21 protein-coding genes are annotated in these 20,509 nt (G+C 66.7%); 7 read left to right on the top strand and 14 right to left on the bottom strand.

The annotated features are described in order from the left end of the window. Positions 1 to 113: 113 nt before the first annotated feature. Positions 114 to 995, bottom strand: a complete 882-nt coding sequence (locus IAU68_RS02060; RefSeq protein WP_171194278.1) for a sucrase ferredoxin — start codon at positions 993 to 995, stop codon at positions 114 to 116. Between the two features lie 128 nt (positions 996 to 1,123). Between IAU68_RS02060 and IAU68_RS02055 the strand changes: the two genes are divergently transcribed. After that, positions 1,124 to 1,711 (top strand): AMIN-like domain-containing (lipo)protein, encoded by a 588-nt coding sequence (locus IAU68_RS02055; protein ID WP_171194279.1) that lies wholly within the window; start codon positions 1,124 to 1,126, stop codon positions 1,709 to 1,711. Positions 1,712 to 1,729: 18 nt separating this feature from the next. On the opposite strand, the gene IAU68_RS02050 is transcribed toward IAU68_RS02055, so the two are convergent. Together IAU68_RS02050 and IAU68_RS02045 are read right to left on the bottom strand one after the other, a co-directional pair. Further along, entirely contained in the window at positions 1,730 to 3,283 is a 1,554-nt protein-coding gene (locus tag IAU68_RS02050; RefSeq protein WP_171194280.1) for a Y-family DNA polymerase, read from the bottom strand. Beyond that, positions 3,280 to 4,008 carry a hypothetical protein gene (locus IAU68_RS02045; protein WP_231699064.1) on the bottom strand — a complete coding sequence of 243 codons (729 nt, stop codon included), beginning with the start codon at positions 4,006 to 4,008 and terminating at the stop codon, positions 3,280 to 3,282. Before IAU68_RS02045 ends, IAU68_RS02050 begins: the two co-directional genes overlap by 4 nt. A gap of 100 nt (positions 4,009 to 4,108) precedes the next feature. Here IAU68_RS02045 and IAU68_RS02040 point away from each other — a divergent pair, with 100 nt between their 5' ends. The 3 genes from IAU68_RS02040 to IAU68_RS02030 are packed head-to-tail and all read left to right on the top strand — an operon-like array spanning position 4,109 to position 6,840. Then, complete coding sequence (locus IAU68_RS02040) at positions 4,109 to 4,525, top strand: hypothetical protein (protein ID WP_171194281.1); 417 nt, start codon at positions 4,109 to 4,111, stop codon at positions 4,523 to 4,525. Positions 4,526 to 4,533: 8 nt separating this feature from the next. Further along, complete coding sequence (locus IAU68_RS02035; protein WP_231699063.1) at positions 4,534 to 5,025, top strand: PspC domain-containing protein; 492 nt, start codon at positions 4,534 to 4,536, stop codon at positions 5,023 to 5,025. Positions 5,026 to 5,031: 6 nt separating this feature from the next. Beyond that, positions 5,032 to 6,840: an FAD/NAD(P)-binding protein gene (locus IAU68_RS02030; RefSeq protein WP_171194282.1), complete on the top strand. Its 1,809-nt coding sequence runs from the start codon at positions 5,032 to 5,034 to the stop codon at positions 6,838 to 6,840. Here the strand turns inward: IAU68_RS02030 and IAU68_RS02025 are convergent. Both IAU68_RS02025 and IAU68_RS02020 read right to left on the bottom strand, forming a co-directional pair. Next, positions 6,837 to 7,469, bottom strand: coding sequence for a LuxR C-terminal-related transcriptional regulator (locus IAU68_RS02025; RefSeq protein WP_171194283.1), 633 nt, complete (start codon positions 7,467 to 7,469; stop codon positions 6,837 to 6,839). The two genes, IAU68_RS02030 and IAU68_RS02025, sit on opposite strands and share 4 nt — an antisense overlap. Further along, complete coding sequence (locus IAU68_RS02020) at positions 7,466 to 8,593, bottom strand: ATP-binding protein (RefSeq protein ID WP_171194284.1); 1,128 nt, start codon at positions 8,591 to 8,593, stop codon at positions 7,466 to 7,468. Before IAU68_RS02020 ends, IAU68_RS02025 begins: the two co-directional genes overlap by 4 nt. Before the next feature lie 112 nt (positions 8,594 to 8,705). On the opposite strand from IAU68_RS02020, the gene IAU68_RS02015 reads away from it, so the two are divergent. Next, positions 8,706 to 9,770 carry a PspC domain-containing protein gene (locus IAU68_RS02015; RefSeq protein WP_171194285.1) on the top strand — a complete coding sequence of 355 codons (1,065 nt, stop codon included), beginning with the start codon at positions 8,706 to 8,708 and terminating at the stop codon, positions 9,768 to 9,770. Position 9,771: 1 nt separating this feature from the next. Here IAU68_RS02015 and guaA read toward each other — a convergent pair whose 3' ends face one another. The 4 genes from guaA to guaB form a co-directional block, all read right to left on the bottom strand. Further along, on the bottom strand, positions 9,772 to 11,322 hold the full coding sequence (guaA, locus tag IAU68_RS02010; protein WP_171194286.1) for a glutamine-hydrolyzing GMP synthase: 1,551 nt from the start codon (positions 11,320 to 11,322) through the stop codon (positions 9,772 to 9,774). Positions 11,323 to 11,397: 75 nt separating this feature from the next. Further along, the gene (locus tag IAU68_RS02005) at positions 11,398 to 12,690 is read right to left on the bottom strand and encodes a PAS domain-containing protein (RefSeq protein ID WP_171194287.1); all 1,293 of its coding nucleotides are present in this window, start codon (positions 12,688 to 12,690) and stop codon (positions 11,398 to 11,400) included. Between the two features lie 21 nt (positions 12,691 to 12,711). After that, positions 12,712 to 13,866, bottom strand: a complete 1,155-nt coding sequence (locus IAU68_RS02000) for a GuaB3 family IMP dehydrogenase-related protein (RefSeq protein ID WP_171194288.1) — start codon at positions 13,864 to 13,866, stop codon at positions 12,712 to 12,714. A gap of 9 nt (positions 13,867 to 13,875) precedes the next feature. Beyond that, positions 13,876 to 15,399, bottom strand: coding sequence for an IMP dehydrogenase (gene guaB / locus IAU68_RS01995; protein ID WP_171194289.1), 1,524 nt, complete (start codon positions 15,397 to 15,399; stop codon positions 13,876 to 13,878). Between the two features lie 114 nt (positions 15,400 to 15,513). Between guaB and IAU68_RS01990 the strand changes: the two genes are divergently transcribed. Further along, positions 15,514 to 15,894, top strand: coding sequence for a DUF5319 domain-containing protein (locus tag IAU68_RS01990; RefSeq protein ID WP_186337537.1), 381 nt, complete (start codon positions 15,514 to 15,516; stop codon positions 15,892 to 15,894). On the opposite strand, the gene IAU68_RS01985 is transcribed toward IAU68_RS01990, so the two are convergent. Both IAU68_RS01985 and IAU68_RS01980 read right to left on the bottom strand, forming a co-directional pair. After that, positions 15,891 to 16,778, bottom strand: a complete 888-nt coding sequence (locus IAU68_RS01985; RefSeq protein ID WP_171194291.1) for a hypothetical protein — start codon at positions 16,776 to 16,778, stop codon at positions 15,891 to 15,893. The genes IAU68_RS01990 and IAU68_RS01985 overlap by 4 nt on opposite strands. Continuing rightward, positions 16,768 to 17,367: a sigma-70 family RNA polymerase sigma factor gene (locus tag IAU68_RS01980; protein ID WP_171194292.1), complete on the bottom strand. Its 600-nt coding sequence runs from the start codon at positions 17,365 to 17,367 to the stop codon at positions 16,768 to 16,770. The genes IAU68_RS01985 and IAU68_RS01980 overlap by 11 nt, the downstream gene beginning before the upstream one ends. 227 nt (positions 17,368 to 17,594) lie before the next feature. Here IAU68_RS01980 and IAU68_RS01975 point away from each other — a divergent pair, with 227 nt between their 5' ends. Further along, on the top strand, positions 17,595 to 17,906 hold the full coding sequence (locus tag IAU68_RS01975; protein ID WP_171194293.1) for a WhiB family transcriptional regulator: 312 nt from the start codon (positions 17,595 to 17,597) through the stop codon (positions 17,904 to 17,906). A 47-nt stretch (positions 17,907 to 17,953) separates the two neighbouring features. Here the strand turns inward: IAU68_RS01975 and groL are convergent, their stop codons facing one another. The 3 genes from groL to IAU68_RS01960 form a co-directional block, all read right to left on the bottom strand. Beyond that, positions 17,954 to 19,558 (bottom strand): chaperonin GroEL, encoded by a 1,605-nt coding sequence (gene groL / locus IAU68_RS01970; protein ID WP_171194294.1) that lies wholly within the window; start codon positions 19,556 to 19,558, stop codon positions 17,954 to 17,956. A gap of 8 nt (positions 19,559 to 19,566) precedes the next feature. Next, a complete protein-coding gene (gene groES, locus IAU68_RS01965) occupies positions 19,567 to 19,866 on the bottom strand; it encodes a co-chaperone GroES (RefSeq protein WP_171194295.1) in 300 nt (99 codons plus the stop codon). Between the two features lie 143 nt (positions 19,867 to 20,009). Then, positions 20,010 to 20,462 (bottom strand): hypothetical protein, encoded by a 453-nt coding sequence (locus tag IAU68_RS01960; protein WP_171194390.1) that lies wholly within the window; start codon positions 20,460 to 20,462, stop codon positions 20,010 to 20,012. Positions 20,463 to 20,509: the final 47 nt, after the last annotated feature.

Here is a 20,509-nt window from a genome sequence, read left to right as displayed (position 1 = left end):
AGATCAACCGTCCAACTTCTCCGTTTCCCCAGATCGCGTTGAACATTGCTTTCAACAACGCGCGAATCTGCTAGTTACTCCTTACATCAACTAGCAGATCTCGCCCGAGCAGATCAGGCCCGGCGCACCTCGACGGCCACCCAGGCCTCGCCGTCCTTCGGCTCCTTGCCACAGGAATCCACAATGCCGGAGACCGGGCGCCGCTCCAGCGTGACCGTGTACGCCGCGTCGGAGGCGGTGACTTGAACGGTGGCGGTGGTGTCGTCGATACGCGCGGGGGCCACGTCGAACTCCCCGTAGCGCGCGCCGGCGATCTCGGTGGCCACGGCGATCTCGGCGGCCTGCTCCACCGGGCCGAGGGTGCCGCGCCCGCGGTTGCCGGGCACGAAGTAGCGGCCGCGGGTGGCGGCTGCGAGCATCGCGTCGGTGGCCTCGACGTTCATGCGTCCGAAACTGTACGCCCACGGCATGAGCAGCATCGTCGGTGCGAAGCGGTGGCCCTTGATGTGCGAGGTTTCCCACACCACGTCGTTGCCAGGGCCGAACGGGTGGCGCTTGTGCAGCTCGTTGACCACGGGGCGGCCCTTGACCGCGCAGCACACGTCGCGCTTGGCGTGGGTACAGATCAGCAGCAGGGGACGCTCGCGGGTGTCCGCGCCGTTTTTGCCGGGCCCAGAAAGGTCGAGGTCCAAAATCGCCTCGGGCCCGTCGACGTGGAGAACCTCCGTGACGCCTTCGTCGGCGAAGACGAGATAGAGGTGGTGGTCGTCGATATCGCGCCCCTCCCTTGTTGGGTGGCGGATGAGCAGGATCGATGCGTCGTATTCGTCGAGGTGCGCGGCGATGTTCGGCGTGAGTTCGCTACCAAGCGCGTTATCGCCCAACACGTCCCGCGGCCATGCTTCCGGCCACTCGAAGAGGACGTAGGTGGAGCCGGGTTTCGCGGTTCCCGGAAGCGGTTCGACCTCAACATCTGAGCAGGGCAATTGTTGCATGCGCACCACCTTAGCTAAGTGTGCCCTAACCTCTTGGACGGTCATCCAGGTTGTAACAGTTGTGTAACTAATTCTGTTTTCGCCCGTTTGCGTTTGGCCTTGCCCGACCTGCTGGATACGGTGGCTGAATGCTTCGAATTTCCGGTTCCCTTCGTGCGACGCTTGCGGGCGTGTGCTTGGCGACGATCGCCACCTGCACCGCCTGCAGCATCCCCGGCGGTGGAACCGACGAGACGGTGGCCAGCAGCCTGTCGGGTGGCGGGCAACGCGTGGAGCCGCTCGGCACGGCTGACCCGTCGCCGAAGTCGTTGCGCCCGTCCGCCCCGTCGGAACTGGTGGTCACCGGTGTGCGCGTCGGTGCCCACGAGGGTTTCGACCGCGTGGTGGTGGACCTGGAGGGCACCGGCGACCCGGGCTGGTTTGTCGACTACACCTCCACCCCGATGCAGGAGACTGTCGCCCAGCCGCTGAAGGTGGCGGGCAACGCGTTTTTGAACATCAACGTCGACGGCACCGTCTACCCGTTTGAACTCGGCAAAGACCCGGACGTGCCGGTAAAGATGGCGGGCGATACCGGCAACGTCATCGACGTCATCAGCGCCGGCACCTACGAGGGCCGCAGCCAGGTCGTGGTCGGCCTGCGCTCCGCCCTGCCCTACTCGGTGCAGGTGCTCGAGGACCCGAAGCGCGTGGTCGTCGACATCGTTCAGAACTAGTGCAGAACTAGTGCAGAACTAATACACCGCCTCCACGCGCCAGCTGCGGCGGCTCCACACGAGCAGCCACCCGGTCACAGCGCCGTCGGGCCCACCTTCGCGGCCGACGACCTGCATGCGCGCGAGCCTTCCCGCGGGTATGTCGCTTTGCGTCCACCATCCCTCGTCCACGGGCCAGGGCCCTGCCCACCCGGTGACCAGGAAGCGCCGCTCACCCCATGCCATCGCGTACGGGGCTGCCGAGAGCAGGGCCTCGGCGGTGACGATGATGGGCTGCGCGGTGTCGTCGATAAGCGAAATGCGCGAGGCCGGGTGGTCGATGCCGCCGCCGAGGCGCGCGGGCAGTGGCGCGGGGATGGCGCCGGGCCACGCATGCGTATCTGCAGATGGCCCCGCCTCCCCGAACGGCACCATCTGCACCCGCTCTGCCACGCCGCGCCCGCCGACGAGCCGCGGCTGGACGACGGCTTCGATGCCGAGCTGGGACTGGACGCGCTCCACCACGCGGCGGGCGGTGTCGGTGGATGCGCCGTCGGCCCATAATTCGCCGACGGGTTCAGGCGCGGCGAGTTCGAGTGGTTCGAGGATGAGACTTGTGATTTCGCCGGCGCCGCCGCCGGTGAGCCAGCCGTCGAGTTGCCAGCGCACGCGGTCGGCGGTGGCGGCCTCGGTCAGCGCTTCGCGGGTGCGCCAGACGCGCTCGACGCGGGTACCGTCGCCGAGTTCCGCCGTCACTTTCAGCCGCAGGCAGTTGTGGCCGGCCTCTTTGAGCCGCTCGTGCAGGCTTGCGGCGAGGGCGCGGGCGGCAAACGCGGCGGCGTCGACACGCTCGATGGGATCCTCCGGGGTGATCGCCACGGCGAGGTCCTCCACCGGGATCTCGGGGGCGACCCGGCGGTCCGGCGCGGCCGCGGCGATGCGGTGGATGAGCATGCCGGGCTGGCCGAAGCGAGTGGTCATCGCCGCCGGGGGCAGCGACGCCAACTGGCCGAGGGTGGCAATGCCCAACTGTCCCAGCGCCTTGACGGTGCCGGTGTCCGCGCCGAGCGCCTCCTCGGCGACGAGCACACCGAGCGACTGCGTTTCCAGAAACGCTTTCGACTCCCCCGGCGCCACCACCTGCGACGAGCGTGCCGCGATCACGGCGGTGGCGATCTCGTCGGCGGCGCCGGCGAGGGCGTCGATGCCGCGGCGCGAGGCGGCGTCGATAAGCATCTCGAGAGCTTTGTCCTCGCTGCCGTGAAATTTCCCGGCCGCAGCCAAGTCAGCGACGATGAGCCCCGGGCGCAGTACCTCCACACTTGCCGCGACGTCGTCGAGCCCCGCCGCAAGGGCTGCGAACATGCGCCCGTCGCGGTCCGGGTTGTCGTCCACCACCGTCAACTCCGGGGCGGCGGCCTGGGCGTTGCGCACCTTCATCCCGCGGCGCACACCGACCTCGCGGGCACCCTGCGAGCACACCTTGATGCGGTGGTGCGCAGCGATGGCGACAGGCTCCGCCAACTCGTCGCCGGACTCCAATTTCACCGCCTGCACGGGCCAGTCCGGAAACCACAGCGCGGCGGTCCTCATGTGACCAGCCTCAACTTCCGCGGTTGCACACCAACGCCCAGCGTGACCCGCGCACTTGCCGGGCGGTACCCCTTGGTCTCGGCTCGCACGTCGAAGTCGATGCCGGTGATCCGCCCGGTACCCCGCCCGATGCCGTGGAACTGCGCGAGCGTGCCCGCAACCGTCAGCGCCGGCGAGGGCACCGCAACGTTGACGCACACAAGTGCGGCCTGGCCTTTTCTGATCCGGGCCAGCAGGGGCCGCGCACGCACCGGGGTGAGTTGCAGCGCGGTGCGGGTGCGCAGCACCACCAGGTCCAACCCCTCGGCGAGAACACCGGCGACAGAGAGGTCGTCGATGCCCGGCTCCGGCACCGCAACCACCCGCTCGAGCGCATCGGCGGCGACGGCGGCGTACGACAGCTCCGGCCAGCCCACCACCCCCGCGCAGCCGCCGGCACCCACCACCTGGCCGAGCAGCTCGACGACGAGCGCAGGCGTGTCGCTGACGTGCGTGACCGCCCGGCGCGGCAATCCGCCGTTCGGCAACACAGTCGAAAGACCACCGCCCACAGTGAGCGTTTCTGTATCGGCCGCAACCTCCTGCGGCACTTCCCCACCGAGCGCGGCCATGCGGGCGCGCAGGTCAGCGATCTGCTCGGCACGGGTCGGCTGAGCAGGCACTTCACCCGCTCCCCGCAGGTCCTCTACTGCCGTTGCAGTCGCTCGAATAGGTGTTCCACTCACGCCAAGTAGTATGCACCTCGGGTACGACACAGGCAACGTCAATGGTCGAACATATTTTCGCACACTGCGGGGTGGGTGAGACCTGGTAACGTCCCTCACCATGATCCCCATCAGCGCATCCGACGTCCAAAACCGCGTCACCCCGATCCCCACGCCCGCAGTCGTGCGTGCGGTTGGATCCGCCGGCGTGGGCGGATCGATCGGTGTGATGGTCTCGCAAGCGCCGCTGGGTATCAAGGCGGTTGTGGCGCTTATCTGCGTCGTGGCCGCCGTCACGGCCACGCTCGCACACCCCTACCGCAAGCAGCTCAAGGCGTTTGCGGAGGCGCACAACGTGGCCAGGGTGCCGTCGTTAAGCATGATGCTCCCGCCCATGCTGTGGTGGTTGGCGCTCATGCTCGCACCGCTCGTCGGGTGGTCCGCGGTGGCCTCGCTGCTTACCGGCATCCTCGCAGCAGGTGCCGCATGGCTGCTGTACCCGCACGTCGACGGCACGCGTCGGCTCGCGTACGCATAATGGGGCCCATGGCTAGCAACACATCCCTGCGGCACATGTGGCAAACCCGCCCGCGGCGCATCCCAAAAGACCAGGGCGGCAAAGCCGTGTTCGGCGGCGTGTGCACCGGCTTCGGCGCGCGCTACGGCCACGATCCGGTCGCGGTGCGCATCGCGTTCGTCCTCACCGGATTCGTCTTCGGCGGCGGCATCTTCGCCTACCTGCTGTGCTGGTTGCTCATGCCGCGCATCGGCGAGACAGCAAGCCCTGGCAGGGCCATCATGGTGCCGAAAAACACCCTCACCCCCGCCGAGCGCAAGGACCGCCGTACGGCGTGGTGGCTCATCCTCGGGCCGATCATCTTCGTGCCCACCGCGCACGAGGCTGGCGACAGCCGCATCACCCTCGGCGGCTTCGTCGTCTTCCTGCTGCTCTGGTTCGTCGCCTACGCCAGCCACCCCGAGCCGCCGCAGTCGCTTGACGACGACCTCGTGTGGCGCAACAACCAAACCAGGAGGTAACACCCAGTGGGAGCATCGATCGCCATTGTCGGCGCAGGCCCACGCGGCATTTCGATCACCGAACGCATCGCCGCCTTTCTCAACGAGCGCGGCGGTCAACCGCTCACCCTGCACATCATCGACGACGCCCAACTCGGCGCCGGCCGCATCTGGGACACCACCCAAACGCGCACGCTGTGCATGAACACCCTCGCCGGCGCCGTGACCTTGTTCACCGAGCCTGGTGCGACCGTCACCGCCCCCGTACTCCAGGGCCCGACCATGTTTGAGTGGCTGCAAACCCCGGACGCGCCGGAGTCATTCGCCGAGGAAATCCGCGACACCCGCCCCGAGTCCAACCCGTCGCGCGCCCTGTACGGCGAGTACTTGCGCTGGGTGTGGAAGGTCGCGCTCGCACAACTCCCCGACAACGTGGAAGTGATCGAGCACCACGCCCGCGCAGTGTCGCTCGAAGGGGACGCACTTTTGCTTGACGACGACACCGTCATCCACGTCGACGCTACCGTGCTGGCCACCGGCTGGGTCGTGCCCGCCCCATCGCCAGAACAGGAGAAGTTCGCCGCATCCGGCCTCACGTACATCCCCGCCGACAATCCGGTGGAGCAGGATGTGTCCCGCATCGGCGCCGGCGAACGACTGCTGGTACGCGGCATGGGCATGGGCTTTTTCGACCTCATGGCGCTGACCACCATCAACCGGGGCGGGCGGTTCGTCGAGGACGCCTCGACCCGCTCTGGCCTGCACTACGAGGCGTCCGGCGAGGAGCCACATTTCGTGGTCACCTCCGGGCGCGGCTACCCCTACCTGCCGAAGTCGGAGTACCACTCGCTGCCGCCGAAGGCCGACCTGTCGCGCCTGCGCGCAGCCATCGAAGTCTCCACCGCACCGGTGTCCTTCGGCCGCGACCTGTGGCCCGCGCTCGCCCGCGACGCCTACGCCGAGTACTACCGGGTCCTCGCCCGCGTGCGCCCGGAAGCACTGAAGGCGCCGCTCGACGAGATCCTCGCCGCCATCGACGCCGCGGACCTGAGCGCAGCTGCCAGCGCCGATGACATCGCACCGGTCGCCCGCGCGCTCACCGACACCACCGCGAACCTTTCCGACGAGCCGTTCGACATGGCGTTCTGGATCGACCCGCTCGCCGGCACGGCGGACCTGACGCTCGACGAGTTGCAGCGGCACATCACCGACGACATGGCGCGGGATATCGACGAGGCCGTCGCCGCCTGGGACTCCCCACTCAAGGCCGGGCTGTGGGCGATCTCCGCTGGCCGCAAGCCGAGCGCGATCGCCACGGAAAACGACCGCGGGCCCCGCGAACGGGCACTGTCGCAGTACATGGCGTTCGGGCAGATGGTCGGCTCGGGCCCACCGCTGTTCCGCACCCGCGAGCTGCTCGCGCTTGCCGACGCGGGCCTGGTGACATTTGTGGGCCCTGCGCCGGTCGTCGATACGAGCGACGACGAATACGTGGCCACCAGCCACGGGCGCACCACCACCGCCACCGCGCTTGCCGACGCCTTCCTGCCCTCCCCCGACATCCGCAACGCCGTCGACCCGCTGAGCCGCTCGCTTATCGACGCCGCCCGCGTCCGCCCGTTTAACTGCACCGCCTCCCCGGAAACCGACGACGCCACCCGCCGCGCCGTCCACCCCGACGGCACGTTGGATGCGCGCTTGCACATCGTCGGCATCCCGACTGGCTCGCAGTGGGCGGACACGACGATCTCGCCGATGCCGGGCACTGACCCGCTCATGCTGCAGGAAACGGATAAAACGGCGCTATCGCTGCTCACCCAGGCGGGCGTGCTCTAGCCCAAATCCCGCGCCACCGCCCACCTGGTGAGCTGGTGGCGGTTGGAGGTCTGTGTCTTGCGCAGGATGTTCGACGCGTGCGTCTCCACCGTCTTCACAGAGATGAACAGCCGCTCGGCGATCTCCTTGTACATGTAGCCGCGCGCGAGCAGCCGCAGCACCTCGAGCTCGCGGCGAGTCAGCGAATCCACCGCTGGGTCGTCCTCCTCCACCACCGGCCCGGAGGCGAAGGCGTCGAGGACGAACCCGGCCAGCCGGGGCGAGAAGTACGCGTCCCCGCCGCGCACCCGCTCAATCGCCTCTGCAAGCTCGGCGCCTGCGATGTTCTTGGTCACGTACCCGCGCGCACCGGCACGGATCAGGGCAATGACGTCTTCGGCGGCGTCGGAAACACTCAGCGCCAGATACGCCGGGCCGGGCGCCCGCTTGAGCACGGCCAGTCCGCCGCCGTCGGGCATGTGCACGTCTAAAAGCACCACGTCCGGGCGCGTGCGCTCGATCCCACGCACCGCCTCAGCAACCGTGCCGGCCTCACCGACGACCTCGAGCTGGCCGCTTGCGGCAGCCAGCTCCGCTTTCACCCCGGCACGGAACACGGAGTGATCGTCCACCAAGAACACACTCGTCATAGCTCTAACGCTATCTCCACCTCTGAGCCATCGCCTATCGACGACACCACGTGCACCTCTCCCCCAACCCGCCGAACGCGGCCCACGATGGAGTCGCGCAAACCGTGCCGATCGGCCGGGATGGCGTCCGGATCGAAACCGGCACCGCGGTCGCGCACAAACACCTCGAGCCTGCCCGCGAGATGCTCCGCGTAAACGTCGATGGTGTCCACACCGGCGTGCTTGGCGGCGTTGACCATTGCCTCCCTCGCGGCCAGCACGATCGCCTCGGTGCGTTCGTCGAAGGCGACATCCTCGCCCACCGTGACCGGTTGGATGACTACGCGGAAGGCGTCCTCCACTTCGCCGGCCGCTTTCTGCAGGGCGGCGAAGGTGGTGGTGTGGTTGGGCACGGAGTCGTCGAAAAGCCAGGCCCGCAGCTCGCGCTCCTGGGCGCGCGCGAGGCGGGCGACCTCATCCGCATCGCCCGCCTGCTTCTGTATCAGCGCGAGGGTCTGCAGCACCGAATCGTGCAAGCGTGAGGCAATCTCCGCGCGCTGGTCCGCGACCGCCTTCGCCTCCCGCTCCGCGACGAGCGAATTGGCCAGCTTGGCTATCAGCGGCACAACCAGCACCGCCACACCCACCACCGTGACCAGCACGGAGACCACCACGCCGCCAACCCCGGCGCTTTCGCCCACAAACGCCACTGCCAGCACCCCGGCCATAACCAGCAGCGCACCCAACATCAGCGCGGCGATGTTGCCCCACGACCCCGTGCCGCGGTCGTAGGCCTGCAGCGCAATCACCGCCCCGACAATGAGCACGCCGAGCACAAACACCACCGTGGCGCCCGCGCCCGAGGACAGCTGCAGCGCAATAAGCGCGCCTGCAAACCCGAGCACCACTAGCGCAAGATCCATCGTCCCCGGGCGCTGGCGCTGCGCCCCACTGTCGTCCAGGGGCGTAAACATCCACAAACCGGCGTAGAGCAGCGCGCCGAACCCGCCCGCGAAACTCGCCGCGACGAAGAACAGGCGCATCCATTTGTCCTCCACCCCCAGGTGGTCGGCCACACCGGAGGCCACGCCGGCCACAACGCGGCGGGAGCGGTTCCGGGTCAGCCGGGGATACAACGCAGACATAACGCCCATCGTTGCACGGGTGCGCCTGAGGGCACATCGGGGGAAACCCTGAAACGAAAAATCAGGGTCGTTCCCGATACCGCGGCCCGCGCTCCCGCGGGAGGATGGAGCCATGGAAAACAACACACTCACGCAGATGTGGGAGACCCGCCCGCCCCGCATCCCGGAGGACCAGGGCGGCAAGGCCGTCATCGGCGGCGTCTGCGAAGGCATTGGCGCCCGCTTCCACATCGACCCCACGTTTGTCCGCGTAGTTTTCGTCGCGCTCTCGCTCGCGTTCGGTGGCGGCATCTTTCTTTACCTGCTGTGCTGGATCAATATGCCCCGCTTCGGGCTGACCCGCAGCCCGTGGTCCGCGATCATCACCCCGAAACAGCAGCTGACCGCAGCGGAGATAAAGGATCGCGACACCGGCTGGTGGCTGCTGCTCGGGCTGTTCCTGTTTCTACCGTCCGTTTCCGTCGCAGGTGATCTGCGGGCAGTGCTGGTCACGTTCATCCTCTTCGCCGCCGGCTGGTACTTCCTGCACCAGCGCCAGCCCGAGCCGCCGGCTGGGTTGCTGGTGGGCGAGCCGGAGGAGGCCCGTACAAGCAACCGCCCCGCTGTGGACACCTCCCACCTGACGGTGCCCGAAGGACACGAACACCCCGGCCAGCGCCCGCCCGCCTGGGACCCGCTCGGCGCCGCGCCGGAGCTGTGGCACCTGCCGGAGCCGAGCGAACCGGCGCCGCAGCAGGCGAAGAAACGTAACTGGTTCTGGATCCCCGTCACGGTCGTGCTCACAATACTGACCATGGTTGCACTGTCGTTCATCAGCGAATGGAGGGTCGGCAACTACGGCAAATTCGGCAGCGCAGATATCACCGTGTCGGACATCGACCACCTCCCCGACCTCGACGGGTTTATCGGGGAAACACGCCTCGACCTGTCCGAACTGGAACCGCTTGACACGCCGCGGACGGTGGAGATCAGCAACGTCGCCGGCAACGTCGAGATCATCCTGCCGGACAACGTCCCGGTCGACGTCAACTGCAAGGTCTCCTTCGGCGACACCGCATGCCCCGACGACACGCAAAACGCGGACACAGACGGCGAACTGCTCACGCTCAACGTGACGCAGCGCGCCGGATCCGTGTCCGCGTTCTACGCCCGCGACAACCCGGGCGCAAGGGAGTGACTTACTCCCACTCGATGGTGGCCGGCGGCTTGGACGTCACGTCCAGCACCACACGATTGACGTCGGCGACCTCGTTGGTGATGCGGGTAGAGATCACTTCGAGGGTGTCGTACGGGATGCGCACCCAGTCCGCGGTCATGGCGTCCTCGGACGCGACCGGGCGCAGCACGATCGGGTGGCCGTAGGTGCGGCCGTCGCCCTGCACACCGACGGAGCGGACGTCGGCAAGCAGCACGACCGGGCACTGCCAGATCTGCTCGTCCAGGCCGGCCTTGGTCAGCTCCTCGCGGGCAATGGCGTCGGCGGCGCGCAGGGTCTCCAGGCGCTCCTCGGTGACCTCGCCGATGATGCGGATACCCAAGCCCGGGCCCGGGAACGGCTGGCGGTTCACAATCTCCTCCGGCAGGCCCAACTCGCGGCCGACCGCGCGGACCTCGTCCTTGAACAGAAGACGCAGCGGCTCGACCAGCTCGAACTCCACGTCGTCCGGCAGGCCGCCGACGTTGTGGTGGCTCTTGATGTTCGCGGTGCCGGTGCCGCCGCCGGACTCCACCACATCCGGGTAGAGGGTGCCCTGAACCAGGTAGTCCACCTGCTGGCCCTCGAGCACACCGGCGACGGCGCGCTCGAAGGAGCGGATGAACTCCGCGCCGATGGCCTTTCGCTTCGCCTCCGGCTCCGTCACGCCCGACAGTTTGTCCAAAAACGCCTTGCGCTCGTCGACTGTGACCAGCTTCGCGCCGGTGGCTGCGACGAAGTCGTTTTCCACCTGCTCGCGCTCGCCCTGACGCAGCAGGCCGTGGTCCACAAACACGCAGGTGAGCCGGTCGCCGATGGCGCGCTGCACGAGCGCTGCTGCCACGGCAGAGTCGACACCGCCGGACAGACCGCAAATGGCGTGGCCGTCGCCGACTTGGTTGCGGACGTCGTCGATAAGCTGCTCCGCGATGTTGGACGCGGTCCAGTTTTGCTCCAGCCCGGCGATCTCGGTGAGGAAGCGGGTGAGCACCTCCTGGCCGTGCGGCGAGTGCATCACCTCCGGGTGGTACTGCACGCCGGCGAACTTGCGGGAGGTGTCCTCGAACGCCGCCACTGGCGCGCCCGGGGTCGAGGAGGTGACCTCGAAACCTGCCGGTGCCTCTGTGACCGAATCGCCGTGCGACATCCACACCGGGTGCTCGTCGAGACCCGCGTGCAGCACTCCGCCACTCACCGTCATCGCGGTGCGACCGTACTCACGCGCACCGGTCTTGGCTACCTTGCCGCCGAGCGCCTGGGTCATGATCTGGAAGCCGTAGCAGATGCCGAAAATCGGCAGGCCGAGCTCGAAAATCTCCGGGTCCAACTGCGGAGCATCCTCGGCGTACACCGAAGACGGGCCACCGGAGAGCACCAGCGCCTGCGGGTCCTTCTCCCGGACCTCAGCGGCGGTAATGGTCGACGGCACGACCTCAGAGAACACGTTCGCCTCGCGCACACGGCGGGCGATCAACTGCGCGTACTGCGCACCAAAATCAACGACAAGAACAGGGCGTGTTTGAGCGGTAGTCACAGCGCCAAATAGTAGCTGACCGAACCCTGACAGCTAAAAAACCGTCGCCGCTCGGTCAATCAGGCTAGGGCGCCTCTAGCGCACCGCGGCGCTGAGCCGGTCGAGGGCTGCGCGCACCTCGTCGGTCGACGGGGCCTGCGCAAGCTTCTCGGCGGAGCGCTGCAGCTGCGCAATCGACGCGTCCGCGGCCTCCATCGCCTTGTTGACCTGCTCGACGAGCGGGGTGACTTCCTCACCCATCGCAGACTCGTTGGTGTTCTGCGACCAGCGGCGAATCATCTCCAGCGGAATCTTCGTCAGCTCGGAAATCGAGTTGACCTTCAGCTCCACACGACGACGGAACGACGAGTGCAGGAACACGGCGTCGTCCATGTGGCGCACGTCCTCCTCGAGGGCGTCGACAAGCAACTGCATCGATTCCAGCGCACCCGACTCGGTGGAGAATTGCGCGGTCTGCGCGGTGTGGAGGCGCGCAAGAGCGATCGCCATACGCGCGTTCGCGGTCTTGGCGAAGAGCTCCTCGGCGACCTCGGCGAGCGACTGCGCGTTTTCGTCGATAATGCCACGCATCGTCGCCCACACCTGCAGCGGAGCGAGCAGCAGCGTGCGGGAAGCGCCCTCGGTGACCACGTTTTCCATCTCGGCCTTGACGTTGTTGGTCACCGCGTTCTCCTCGACGAGCGTTTCACTCGCCTTGCGGAGCTCCTCTGCGGCTTCCTTAATCTCCGTCTGGGTGGTCATGAAGGTGTCCAGCTCGCGGTAGAGGGCGGAGGCGGCGTCGTAAATATCGCCGGAGCCCTCCGGCAGCGTGAAGCCGGCGTCCTCGCGCGCCTGCACCTCGTTAGGCAGCACTTCGCGGATGAACGCATCGTAGTCCGGCAGCAGCTCAGCCAACTTCTCGGCGCCGGCGACGGCGCGCTCGCGGCGGCCCACGCCGTTCGCCTTCGCCTCGTGCTCAACGGCGTTAGCCTCTTGGTACAGTTCACCGGCCGCGGCGAAGGCGTCCGTCATCGGACGGGTACGCACAGACAGGTAGCCACCGTTCGGCAGCGGAGTCACAGTGGCGAGCACGTCGTAAGCAGAGCCGCTCTTTGCCCTGTTGCGCACGTACCCGGCGAATGGGCGACCGTCCTCGATCGTGTCCCACATCAACTTGAACGTCGCTCCCGGCATCTCATCGTGACGGATGAGATTGTGGGGCTTCCCGATCATTTCTTCGGCCGAATACTGCGCGTAGTCGATGAACACGTTGTTCACATGAGTCATCACACCCTTCGCATCGGTCACCGAAAAGAAGATGTCGTTGACATCAACTTCGTGGGATGGCCCTTTGGGGGCGTCGCGAAGAATGGTTACACGGCTAGGCATAGGTCGAATTCATCCAGTTTCTTAGTCGCGGATTGCCAAGTCGGCTTTCTGGAAAGCTTTGATGTCAGTATACCCACACTTTGCCATCATTCTCTTCAGACCTCCGACAATGTTGAGCCCACCGTACGGAACGCTCGACGGGCCGAACAACACCGTCTCCAGTGCGGTGTCGGTGCTGACAACCGGATCCTTGCTCACATCACCGCGAGGGAAGCGGGGGTGGGCGGCCTGTGCCTCCCAGTACACGCCGTTCGCCGCTGCTTCAGACGCCTGCGCCAAGTTGCGGCCGAGCATGACAGCATCCGCGCCGCACGCGATAGCAAGAGCGATGCTGTCAGCGTCCCAGATGGGCACATCCGCGAGAACATGCACGTAGCGTCCGCCAGTCTCATCCAGGTAGTCGCGGCGGGCGGCCGCCACATCTGCGATAGCCGTCGCAGCCGGGACATTCACCACGGTGCTCGAGGAACCAGAGCCCACAATCACGCCGGCCACTCCGGAGCGCATCAGGTGGGTTGCCGTGGAGTAGTCGTACACCCCGCCCGCGATCACCGGCACGTCCAGTGAGCCGACGAACTCCTTCAGGTTCAGCGGCTCACCACCCTGCTGCACGTGTTCGGCGGAGATGATGGAGCCCTGGATGAACAGGATCTCCGCACCAGCCGCAATGACAACCGGGGCCAACTCGCGCGCGTTCTGCGGGCTGACCCGCACAGCGACGGTCACACCGGAGTCGCGCACCTGCGCGATGCGCTCGGAAAGCAGATCGGTATCCAGATCCGCGGCATGTAGCTCCTGCAGGGTGCGCAAGGAGCGCTCACCAGAGTCGACGAACTCCTGGTACTTCTCCTCCGAGTCGATGCCCCAGTGGTCCTGGCACGAGTCCACGACCTTCTTCACCGCGGCCTCGAAGTCGGCGTGCCGGCCCCACAGCCCTTCGGCGTCGATCACGCCGAGGCCGCCCTGTTTGCCCATCTCGATGACGAACTCGGGGCTGGCCAGAGCGTCGGTCGGATGGGACACGAGCGGGATATCGAAGGTGTAGGCGTCGATGTTCCAAGTGGTGTCCACGTCCTGCGAGGAACGGGTGCGCCGCTTGGGCACGATCGAAAGGTCGCCTAGGTCGTAGGCCTTGCGGGCCTCGCGGCCGATGCCAATTTCCACGTAGTCGCGCATGCTGGTCCTCTACTGGCGGTAGTTCGGTGCCTCGACGGTCTGCGTGATGTCGTGCGGGTGGGACTCGCGCAGGCCGGCAGCGGTGATTTGAACGAACTGCTTGGTCTGCAGCTCCTCGATTGAGGAAGCGCCGGTGTAGCCCATGGCCGCGCGCAGGCCTCCGACGATTTGGTGGGTGATGGAATCGAGCTCGCCACGGAACGGCACGCGGCCCTCGACACCTTCCGGCACCAGCTTGTCCTCGCTAGTCACGTCGGCCTGGAAGTAGCGGTCCTTGGAGAAGGAGCGCTTCTCCCCCGTCAGGCCGCGGCCCTGCATGGCACCCATCGAGCCCATGCCGCGGTAGCGCTTGTACTGCTTGCCGCCCACGACGACGATGTCGCCCGGGGCCTCGGCGGTGCCTGCGAGCATGGAGCCGAGCATGACGGTCGACGCGCCGGCGGCCAGGGCCTTGGCCACGTCGCCGGAGAACTGCATACCGCCGTCGGCGATGATCGGCACGCCCGCGGCCTTTGCTGGCACGGACGCTTCGAGGATGGAGGTAATCTGCGGCGCGCCCACACCTGCGACGACGCGGGTGGTGCAGATGGAGCCTGGGCCGATGCCGACCTTGATGGCGTCGGCGCCGGCGTCGATCATCGCCTTCGCGGCGCTGCGGGTGGCCAGGTTGCCGCCGACGACGTCGACACGGTCACCGAAGTCCTTCTTCACGCGCGAGACCATCTCGAGCACGCGGTTGTTGTGGGCGTGCGCGGAGTCGACGACGAGCGCGTCAACACCCGCCTCGACGAGCAAGCCGGCGCGCTCGAACGCGTCCTCGCCGGTGCCCACACCTGCGGCGACGAGCAGGCGGCCGTCGGCGTCCTTGGACGCGTTCGGGTACTGCTCGCTCTTCACGAAGTCCTTCACGGTAATCAGGCCCGCGAGCTTGCCCTCGGCGGTGACGATCGGCAGCTTCTCCACCTTGTTAGACGACAGCAGCGCAAGTGCTTCCTGCTTGTCCACGCCCTCTTCCGCCACGACGAGCGGCATCGGGGTCATGACCTCGGCGACCTTACGGCCGAAGTCCGGCTCGAAGCGCATGTCGCGGTTGGTGATGATGCCAACCAGACGCTCATTGTCGTCGACCACCGGAAGACCGGAGATGCGGAAGCGGGCGCAGAGCGCGTCGACGTCGTCAAGCGTCATGTCCGGGGTTGCGGTAACCGGGTTGGTCACCATGCCGGACTCGGAGCGCTTCACCACGTCCACGTGCTCGGCCTGGTCCTGAGCGCTCAAGTTGCGGTGCAGCACGCCGATTCCGCCCTGGCGCGCCATCGCGATAGCCATGCGCGACTCAGTGACGGTGTCCATCGCGGCCGAAATGATCGGCATGCCGAGACGGATGTTGCGGGTGAACTGCGACTCCGTGCTCACCTCAGACGGGACAATGTGGGACTCGGCCGGCAGCAGCAAAACGTCGTCGAACGTCAGCCCCCGCAACGCGACCTTGTCGGGATCGTCTCCACCAGTCCATACACGTGCCTCAGACATCGACAAGTTCTCCTCTCCCGCGCGGATGTTTTCCGCAATGATATAACGTCGCGCAAAACGCGGTCTATGCGGGGATTGGGGCGGGATTGGCCTTGTCTGCGGGGGCTTAATAGGCTGAGGGGCGTGAATTTCGACGACATGATGCCGCTGGATCCGTTCGCGGACGACCCCAACGATCCAGCCTCCTTCATCGACGACGATGAGGTTGTGGAGCCCCTATCCGCCCAGGAGCGCGTCGCCGTCATCCAGGACCTTTCCCATGTCCGCGACGCGAAGCGCTTGCTCAAGCCGCGCGGAATTTTGGGCATCCACTTCCTCTGCGAGGATTGCGACCAGTTGCACTATTACGACTGGGAGATCATGGAGCAGAACATGATCGCAACGCTCAACGGCGAGTTACCGCCGGTCCACGAGCCGAGCGCCGAGCCGAACATCGACGCCTACGTGCCGTGGGATTACGCGATGGGCTACCTCGACGGGCTCGAGGGCCGCTAGAGCATTCCGCTTGCCGACGACCCCATGTCGGCCCCAGCCGCCCCCTGCTGAGGCGCACCCTCGGCAGCCGACGGCACACGGTTGCCGCCGTACTCCACCGCCGTCTGATCCGGCGCCGGCTGCTGCTCGCTTGGCTGCGGCGCGGTCGCTGGAGATGTCGCGCTCGGTGCCGGGCTGGACTGCCGCGAACTCGACTGGACCGCACTGGACGGCACCGGGCTGGATTGGGCAGCGCTCGGTTGCGGCGTAGGCTGCTGTGCCGAAGGCTGCTGCGACGCTACGGTGCCCGGCGCCGGGTTGGCCGGGGCTGGGCTGCTCGGCTGCTCGTGCGGCCGCGTTGTCACCTCGGGCACCTCGCTCACGGTGGTCGTCGCGGTCACCGTGCGCGGCGCCGGGGTGGCGTGGGCGCCACCGTGGCGCGACTCGCGGATCTTGATGTTTGCCAGCAGACCACGCGCCTGCTCGAGCAGTTCGCGAGCCGCGGCCTCATCGCCGCTTTCGTTGGCCGCTTCCAACTCGTCGAGCGTGGTCGCAAGTTCCACCATCGTCGTCTCGTTCGACGAGTTTTCCGCGCTGAGCACCGCGGCACCGGTGCCCAAGATGACCGTCGACGCGGCAGCCGCGCCGACCAGACCGGCAACCCATGGGTTGGAGGTGGGGCGACGGCGCGCGCGGGCCTGGTCAAGGGAGGCCACCGTCGCCGGTTCCTGCACAACCGCAGGCGGCGCCGGCATCGGACGGTCGACGTCGTCTTTCAGCGCGAGCAGCGCCGCCGCGAGCGGGTCGGTGCCGCCGCTGGGGTCCACCCCGCGCGCCAACTCGTCGATAAGTGCGTCATCGCGCGCGTAATCATCCGGAAACGCTTCGCCGAATTCACGCTTCATCGCCCGAATGACCTCCTTCCAACTTCTCCCGTAACTTGGCCAGCGCACGGTGCTGCGCCACGCGCACTGCACCAGGTGTACTGCCCACCACTTCTGCCGTTTCTTCCGCCGAGAGGCCCACGAATACCCGCAGGATGATGATGTCGCGGGCCTTGTCATTTAATGAATCGAGAAGTTGGCGCACTTCGTTACTTCCCGCAGTTACCAGCGCCGCGTCCTCCGGCGTGAACGCGGAAACCTCGTGCTCAGGCACCTCGTCCGTCGGTGTCGTCTTATCGCGCACCATACTGCGGTGCGCGTCCGCCACCTTGTTGAACGCGATGCCGTAGACGAACGCCATAAACGGCCGGCCGGTGTCCACGTAGCGGTCAATGGAGGTGGCCACCGCTAGGCAGATCTCCTGGGCGACATCCTCCGCGGTGGGCATCCGGCCGCCGCCGATGCGCGCGCGACAGTACCGCAGCACGCGCGGATGGACGACCGCGATGATGCGCTTAAGCGCCCGCTGGTCCCCCGCCGCGGCATGCGGAACGAGCGCGGCGAGTTCGTCCTCGCCGTCGCCAGGTTCTGCGCTGGGGTTGGCATTCACAAGCAAACACTATAAACGCACCGGCTGGTTCCAACGCGACACCGATGTTTTGCCAGGAATTCACCCTCCCGTAACCATCGAGGTACACGCAGCGTGCGCGATATATTTTCACGCCTTTTGACGTTTGTAAACGATGCGGTAACTCACGGGCAACCCGGCGTTAACCCAACGCGTCCACACTGCTTGTCGGTTACACGTCCGAGATCACCCACAAGGAGCTCTCCTCAATGTCTTTGCCGCATCAACTCCCCGGGCCGAACGCCGACTTTTGGGACTGGCAGCTGCACAGCGCGTGCCGGGGGGAGGCGTCCGAGATCTTCTACCACCCGGACGGGGAGCGTGGCCGCGCCCGCACCCAGCGCGAGAACCGAGCCAAGGCCATCTGCTTCGAGTGCCCGGTGCTCTCCCAGTGCCGCGAGCACGCCCTGCGCGTCGCCGAGCCGTACGGCATCTGGGGCGGCATGAGCGAGTCCGAACGCTCCGCCGTGCTGCGCGGCGCGGCCGGCGGTATGAAGGTCGCCGCGGCTTCCGCTAAGTAGCAAAAAATGCCCCGTCGTTGCGGGGCATTTTTGCGTGATGACGACGCCTAGTGGGCGTGGCCGTCCTCTTCCTCTTCTTCCGGCTTGGTCACCACGGACGCCTCCGTGGTCAGCACCATGCGGGCCACCGACGCCGCGTTGACCACAGCGTTGTGGGTCACCTTCACCGGGTCGATGATGCCCTGCTCGATGAGGTTGCCGTACTCGAGCGTGGCGGCGTTGAAGCCCTCACCGTTGCTCATCTCGGCAACCTTGGAGACGACAACCGCGCCGTCGAGGCCGGCGTTGTCGGCGATCCAGAAGGCGGGCTTGGACAGCGCGCGGGACACGGCCAGCACGCCGATCTTCTGCTCACCCTCGAAGCCTTCGGCGAACTCCTCGAGCTGCTTGGCAATCTGCACGAGCGCTGAACCGCCGCCTGCGATGATGCCTTCTTCCGCCGCCGCGCGGGCGGCGTTGATGGCGTCCTCGACACGCAGCTTGCGCTCGTTCTGCTCGGTTTCGGTAGCCGCGCCGACGCGCAGCACGGCAACACCGCCGGAGAGCTTCGCCAGACGCTCCTCGGCCTTTTCCTTGTCCCAGGTGGAGTCGGTGGTGGCGATCTCGCGGCGGATCTGCTCGCGGCGCTCCTCCACTGCCTCGGCGGTGCCGGCGCCGTCGACGATGACGGTGTCGTCCTTCGTCGTCGTCACGCGACGTGCGGAGCCGAGGTGCTCCAGGGTGGCGTCCTTCAAGTTGACACCGACCTCCGGGTCGATGACGGTCGCGTTGGTGACCACGGCGAGGTCGTCCATGAACGCCTTACGGCGCTCGCCGAAGTACGGCGACTTCACGGCGACAACCTTGATCACCTTGCGGATCGAGTTGACTACGAGCGCCTGCAGCGCCTCGCCCTCGATGTCTTCGGCGACGACAAACAGCGGCACCGACTCGGACGCGACCTGCTCCAGAAGCGGCAGGAAGTCCGGCAGCGAGGAGATCTTGCCGCGTACGAGCAGCACGCGGGCATCCTCGAGCACGGCCTGGCCGGCGTCCGGATCCGTCATGAAGTACGGGGAGAGGAATCCCTTGTCAAAGGAGATGCCCTCGGTCAGGTCCACGTAGGAGTCGATGGACTGGGACTCCTCGACGGTGAGCACACCGTCCTTGCCCACTTTGTCCATGGCGCCGGCGACCATCTCGCCGACCTCCGGGTCGCGAGACGACACGGTGGCCACGTTCGCGATCTCGGTGGAGGACTGCACGTCGGTGGCGCGGTTTTTCAGCTCCTCGACGGTCTTTTCGGCCGCGGCGAGGATGCCCTTGTTCAGCTCGATCGGGTTCGCGCCGGCTGCGACGTTGCGCAGGCCCTCGGCGACGAGCGCCTGGGCGAGCAGCGTCGCGGTGGTGGTGCCGTCGCCGGCGATGTCGTTCGTCTTGACTGCGACGGACTTCACCAGCTGCGCGCCGAGATTCTCAAACGGATCCTCGAGGTCGATGTCTCGCGCGATGGTCACGCCGTCGTTGGTGACGGTCGGCCCACCCCAGGACTTCGACAGCACAACGTTGCGGCCGCGGGGGCCCAGGGTGACCTTCACCGCGTCGGCGAGCGTGTCCACGCCGCGCTGGATGCCCTCGCGAGCTTCCTGATCAAATGCGATGAGTTTTGCCATAGCGGTGCTTACTTCTCGACGACGGCCAGCAGGTCACGAGCGGACAGCAGCAGGTACTCCTCGCCGCTGTACTTCAGCTCGGTGCCGCCGTACTTGGAGAAGATGACGGTGTCGCCCTCCTTGACGTCCACGGCGACACGGTTGCCGTTGTCGTCCAGGCGGCCCGGGCCGACAGCGATGACGACGGCCTCCTGCGGCTTCTCAGCGGCAGAATCCGGGATAACCAGGCCGGAGGCGGTGGTGGTCTCAGCCTCGGCGATCTGGACGAGGACCTTGTCCTCCAGCGGCTTGATGTTGACGTTTGCCATGATCAAAAACCTTTCATTGGTGAATGATTCAACAGTTCAGGTCTGAAGAGGCGCAGCCGTCGTCGCGGGTGAACAACTGTGCTTCACACAACCTGCTTTGGCACTCTACCCCCGAGAGTGCCAGTCAACAACAAGGGCGCGGTTTAACGGTTTTTCACCGCGTTACGCCACAGTTCGAACTCCTCGGCGTTGTCCGTGCGGTAGTTCTCCACGGCGCGAATGGCCTGGATAACGGCGTCGATGGTGCGCTCGTCGACACTGTGGCCCTCACGGGAGGCGAAAATGACCGGGCCGGAAATCGCGCGCGTCGGATCGGTGAGGAACTCCGGGTTGTCGGTCTCCGCAGTGTTGCGCGCCAACGATGCCACCGGGTTCGGCTCCTCGCCCTGCTCCAGCGCGTCCGGGCGGAAGATGGCGTGGAAGCGGTTGCCCTCCTGATCGAAAGCGACGTCGACGACATCGTCGGCCACCCCGCCCAGCAATTCGCGGGCGGAGTTCTCGTCGAACACGATGCGCTTGTACGACAGATCCGGGTTGACCAGGAACCCGAAACGCTCGCGGTCGGCCTGATCTTGGTTGAACTGCTCGGTGGTCACGTAGGTTCCTTTCATCACGGCGGATTACCGGTGCTCAATGTATCCGC

It is taken from the genome of Corynebacterium lujinxingii, assembly GCF_014490555.1.
GTDB lineage: Bacteria > Actinomycetota > Actinomycetes > Mycobacteriales > Mycobacteriaceae > Corynebacterium > Corynebacterium lujinxingii.
The sequence above is the reverse complement of the archived record's forward strand: the minus strand, read 5'-3'. Positions and strand labels throughout refer to the sequence as shown.

What these genes read in the sequence shown, in the direction of transcription:
- IAU68_RS02000 (WP_171194288.1), bottom strand. Translation starts at nt 13,866, where the DNA reads ATGCGCGACTACGTGGAAATTGGCATCGGCCGCGAGGCCCGCAAGGCC.
- IAU68_RS02005 (WP_171194287.1), bottom strand. Translation starts at nt 12,690, where the DNA reads ATGCCTAGCCGTGTAACCATTCTTCGCGACGCCCCCAAAGGGCCATCC.
- IAU68_RS02020 (WP_171194284.1), bottom strand. Translation starts at nt 8,593, where the DNA reads ATGTCTGCGTTGTATCCCCGGCTGACCCGGAACCGCTCCCGCCGCGTT.
- IAU68_RS02050 (WP_171194280.1), bottom strand. Translation starts at nt 3,283, where the DNA reads ATGAGGACCGCCGCGCTGTGGTTTCCGGACTGGCCCGTGCAGGCGGTG.
- IAU68_RS02025 (WP_171194283.1), bottom strand. Translation starts at nt 7,469, where the DNA reads ATGACGAGTGTGTTCTTGGTGGACGATCACTCCGTGTTCCGTGCCGGG.
- groES (WP_171194295.1), bottom strand. Translation starts at nt 19,866, where the DNA reads ATGGCAAACGTCAACATCAAGCCGCTGGAGGACAAGGTCCTCGTCCAG.
- IAU68_RS02015 (WP_171194285.1), top strand. Translation starts at nt 8,706, where the DNA reads ATGGAAAACAACACACTCACGCAGATGTGGGAGACCCGCCCGCCCCGC.
- guaB (WP_171194289.1), bottom strand. Translation starts at nt 15,399, where the DNA reads ATGTCTGAGGCACGTGTATGGACTGGTGGAGACGATCCCGACAAGGTC.
- IAU68_RS01985 (WP_171194291.1), bottom strand. Translation starts at nt 16,778, where the DNA reads ATGAAGCGTGAATTCGGCGAAGCGTTTCCGGATGATTACGCGCGCGAT.
- IAU68_RS02035 (WP_231699063.1), top strand. Translation starts at nt 4,534, where the DNA reads ATGGCTAGCAACACATCCCTGCGGCACATGTGGCAAACCCGCCCGCGG.
- groL (WP_171194294.1), bottom strand. Translation starts at nt 19,558, where the DNA reads ATGGCAAAACTCATCGCATTTGATCAGGAAGCTCGCGAGGGCATCCAG.
- IAU68_RS02060 (WP_171194278.1), bottom strand. Translation starts at nt 995, where the DNA reads ATGCAACAATTGCCCTGCTCAGATGTTGAGGTCGAACCGCTTCCGGGA.
- IAU68_RS01975 (WP_171194293.1), top strand. Translation starts at nt 17,595, where the DNA reads ATGTCTTTGCCGCATCAACTCCCCGGGCCGAACGCCGACTTTTGGGAC.
- IAU68_RS02055 (WP_171194279.1), top strand. Translation starts at nt 1,124, where the DNA reads ATGCTTCGAATTTCCGGTTCCCTTCGTGCGACGCTTGCGGGCGTGTGC.
- IAU68_RS02040 (WP_171194281.1), top strand. Translation starts at nt 4,109, where the DNA reads ATGATCCCCATCAGCGCATCCGACGTCCAAAACCGCGTCACCCCGATC.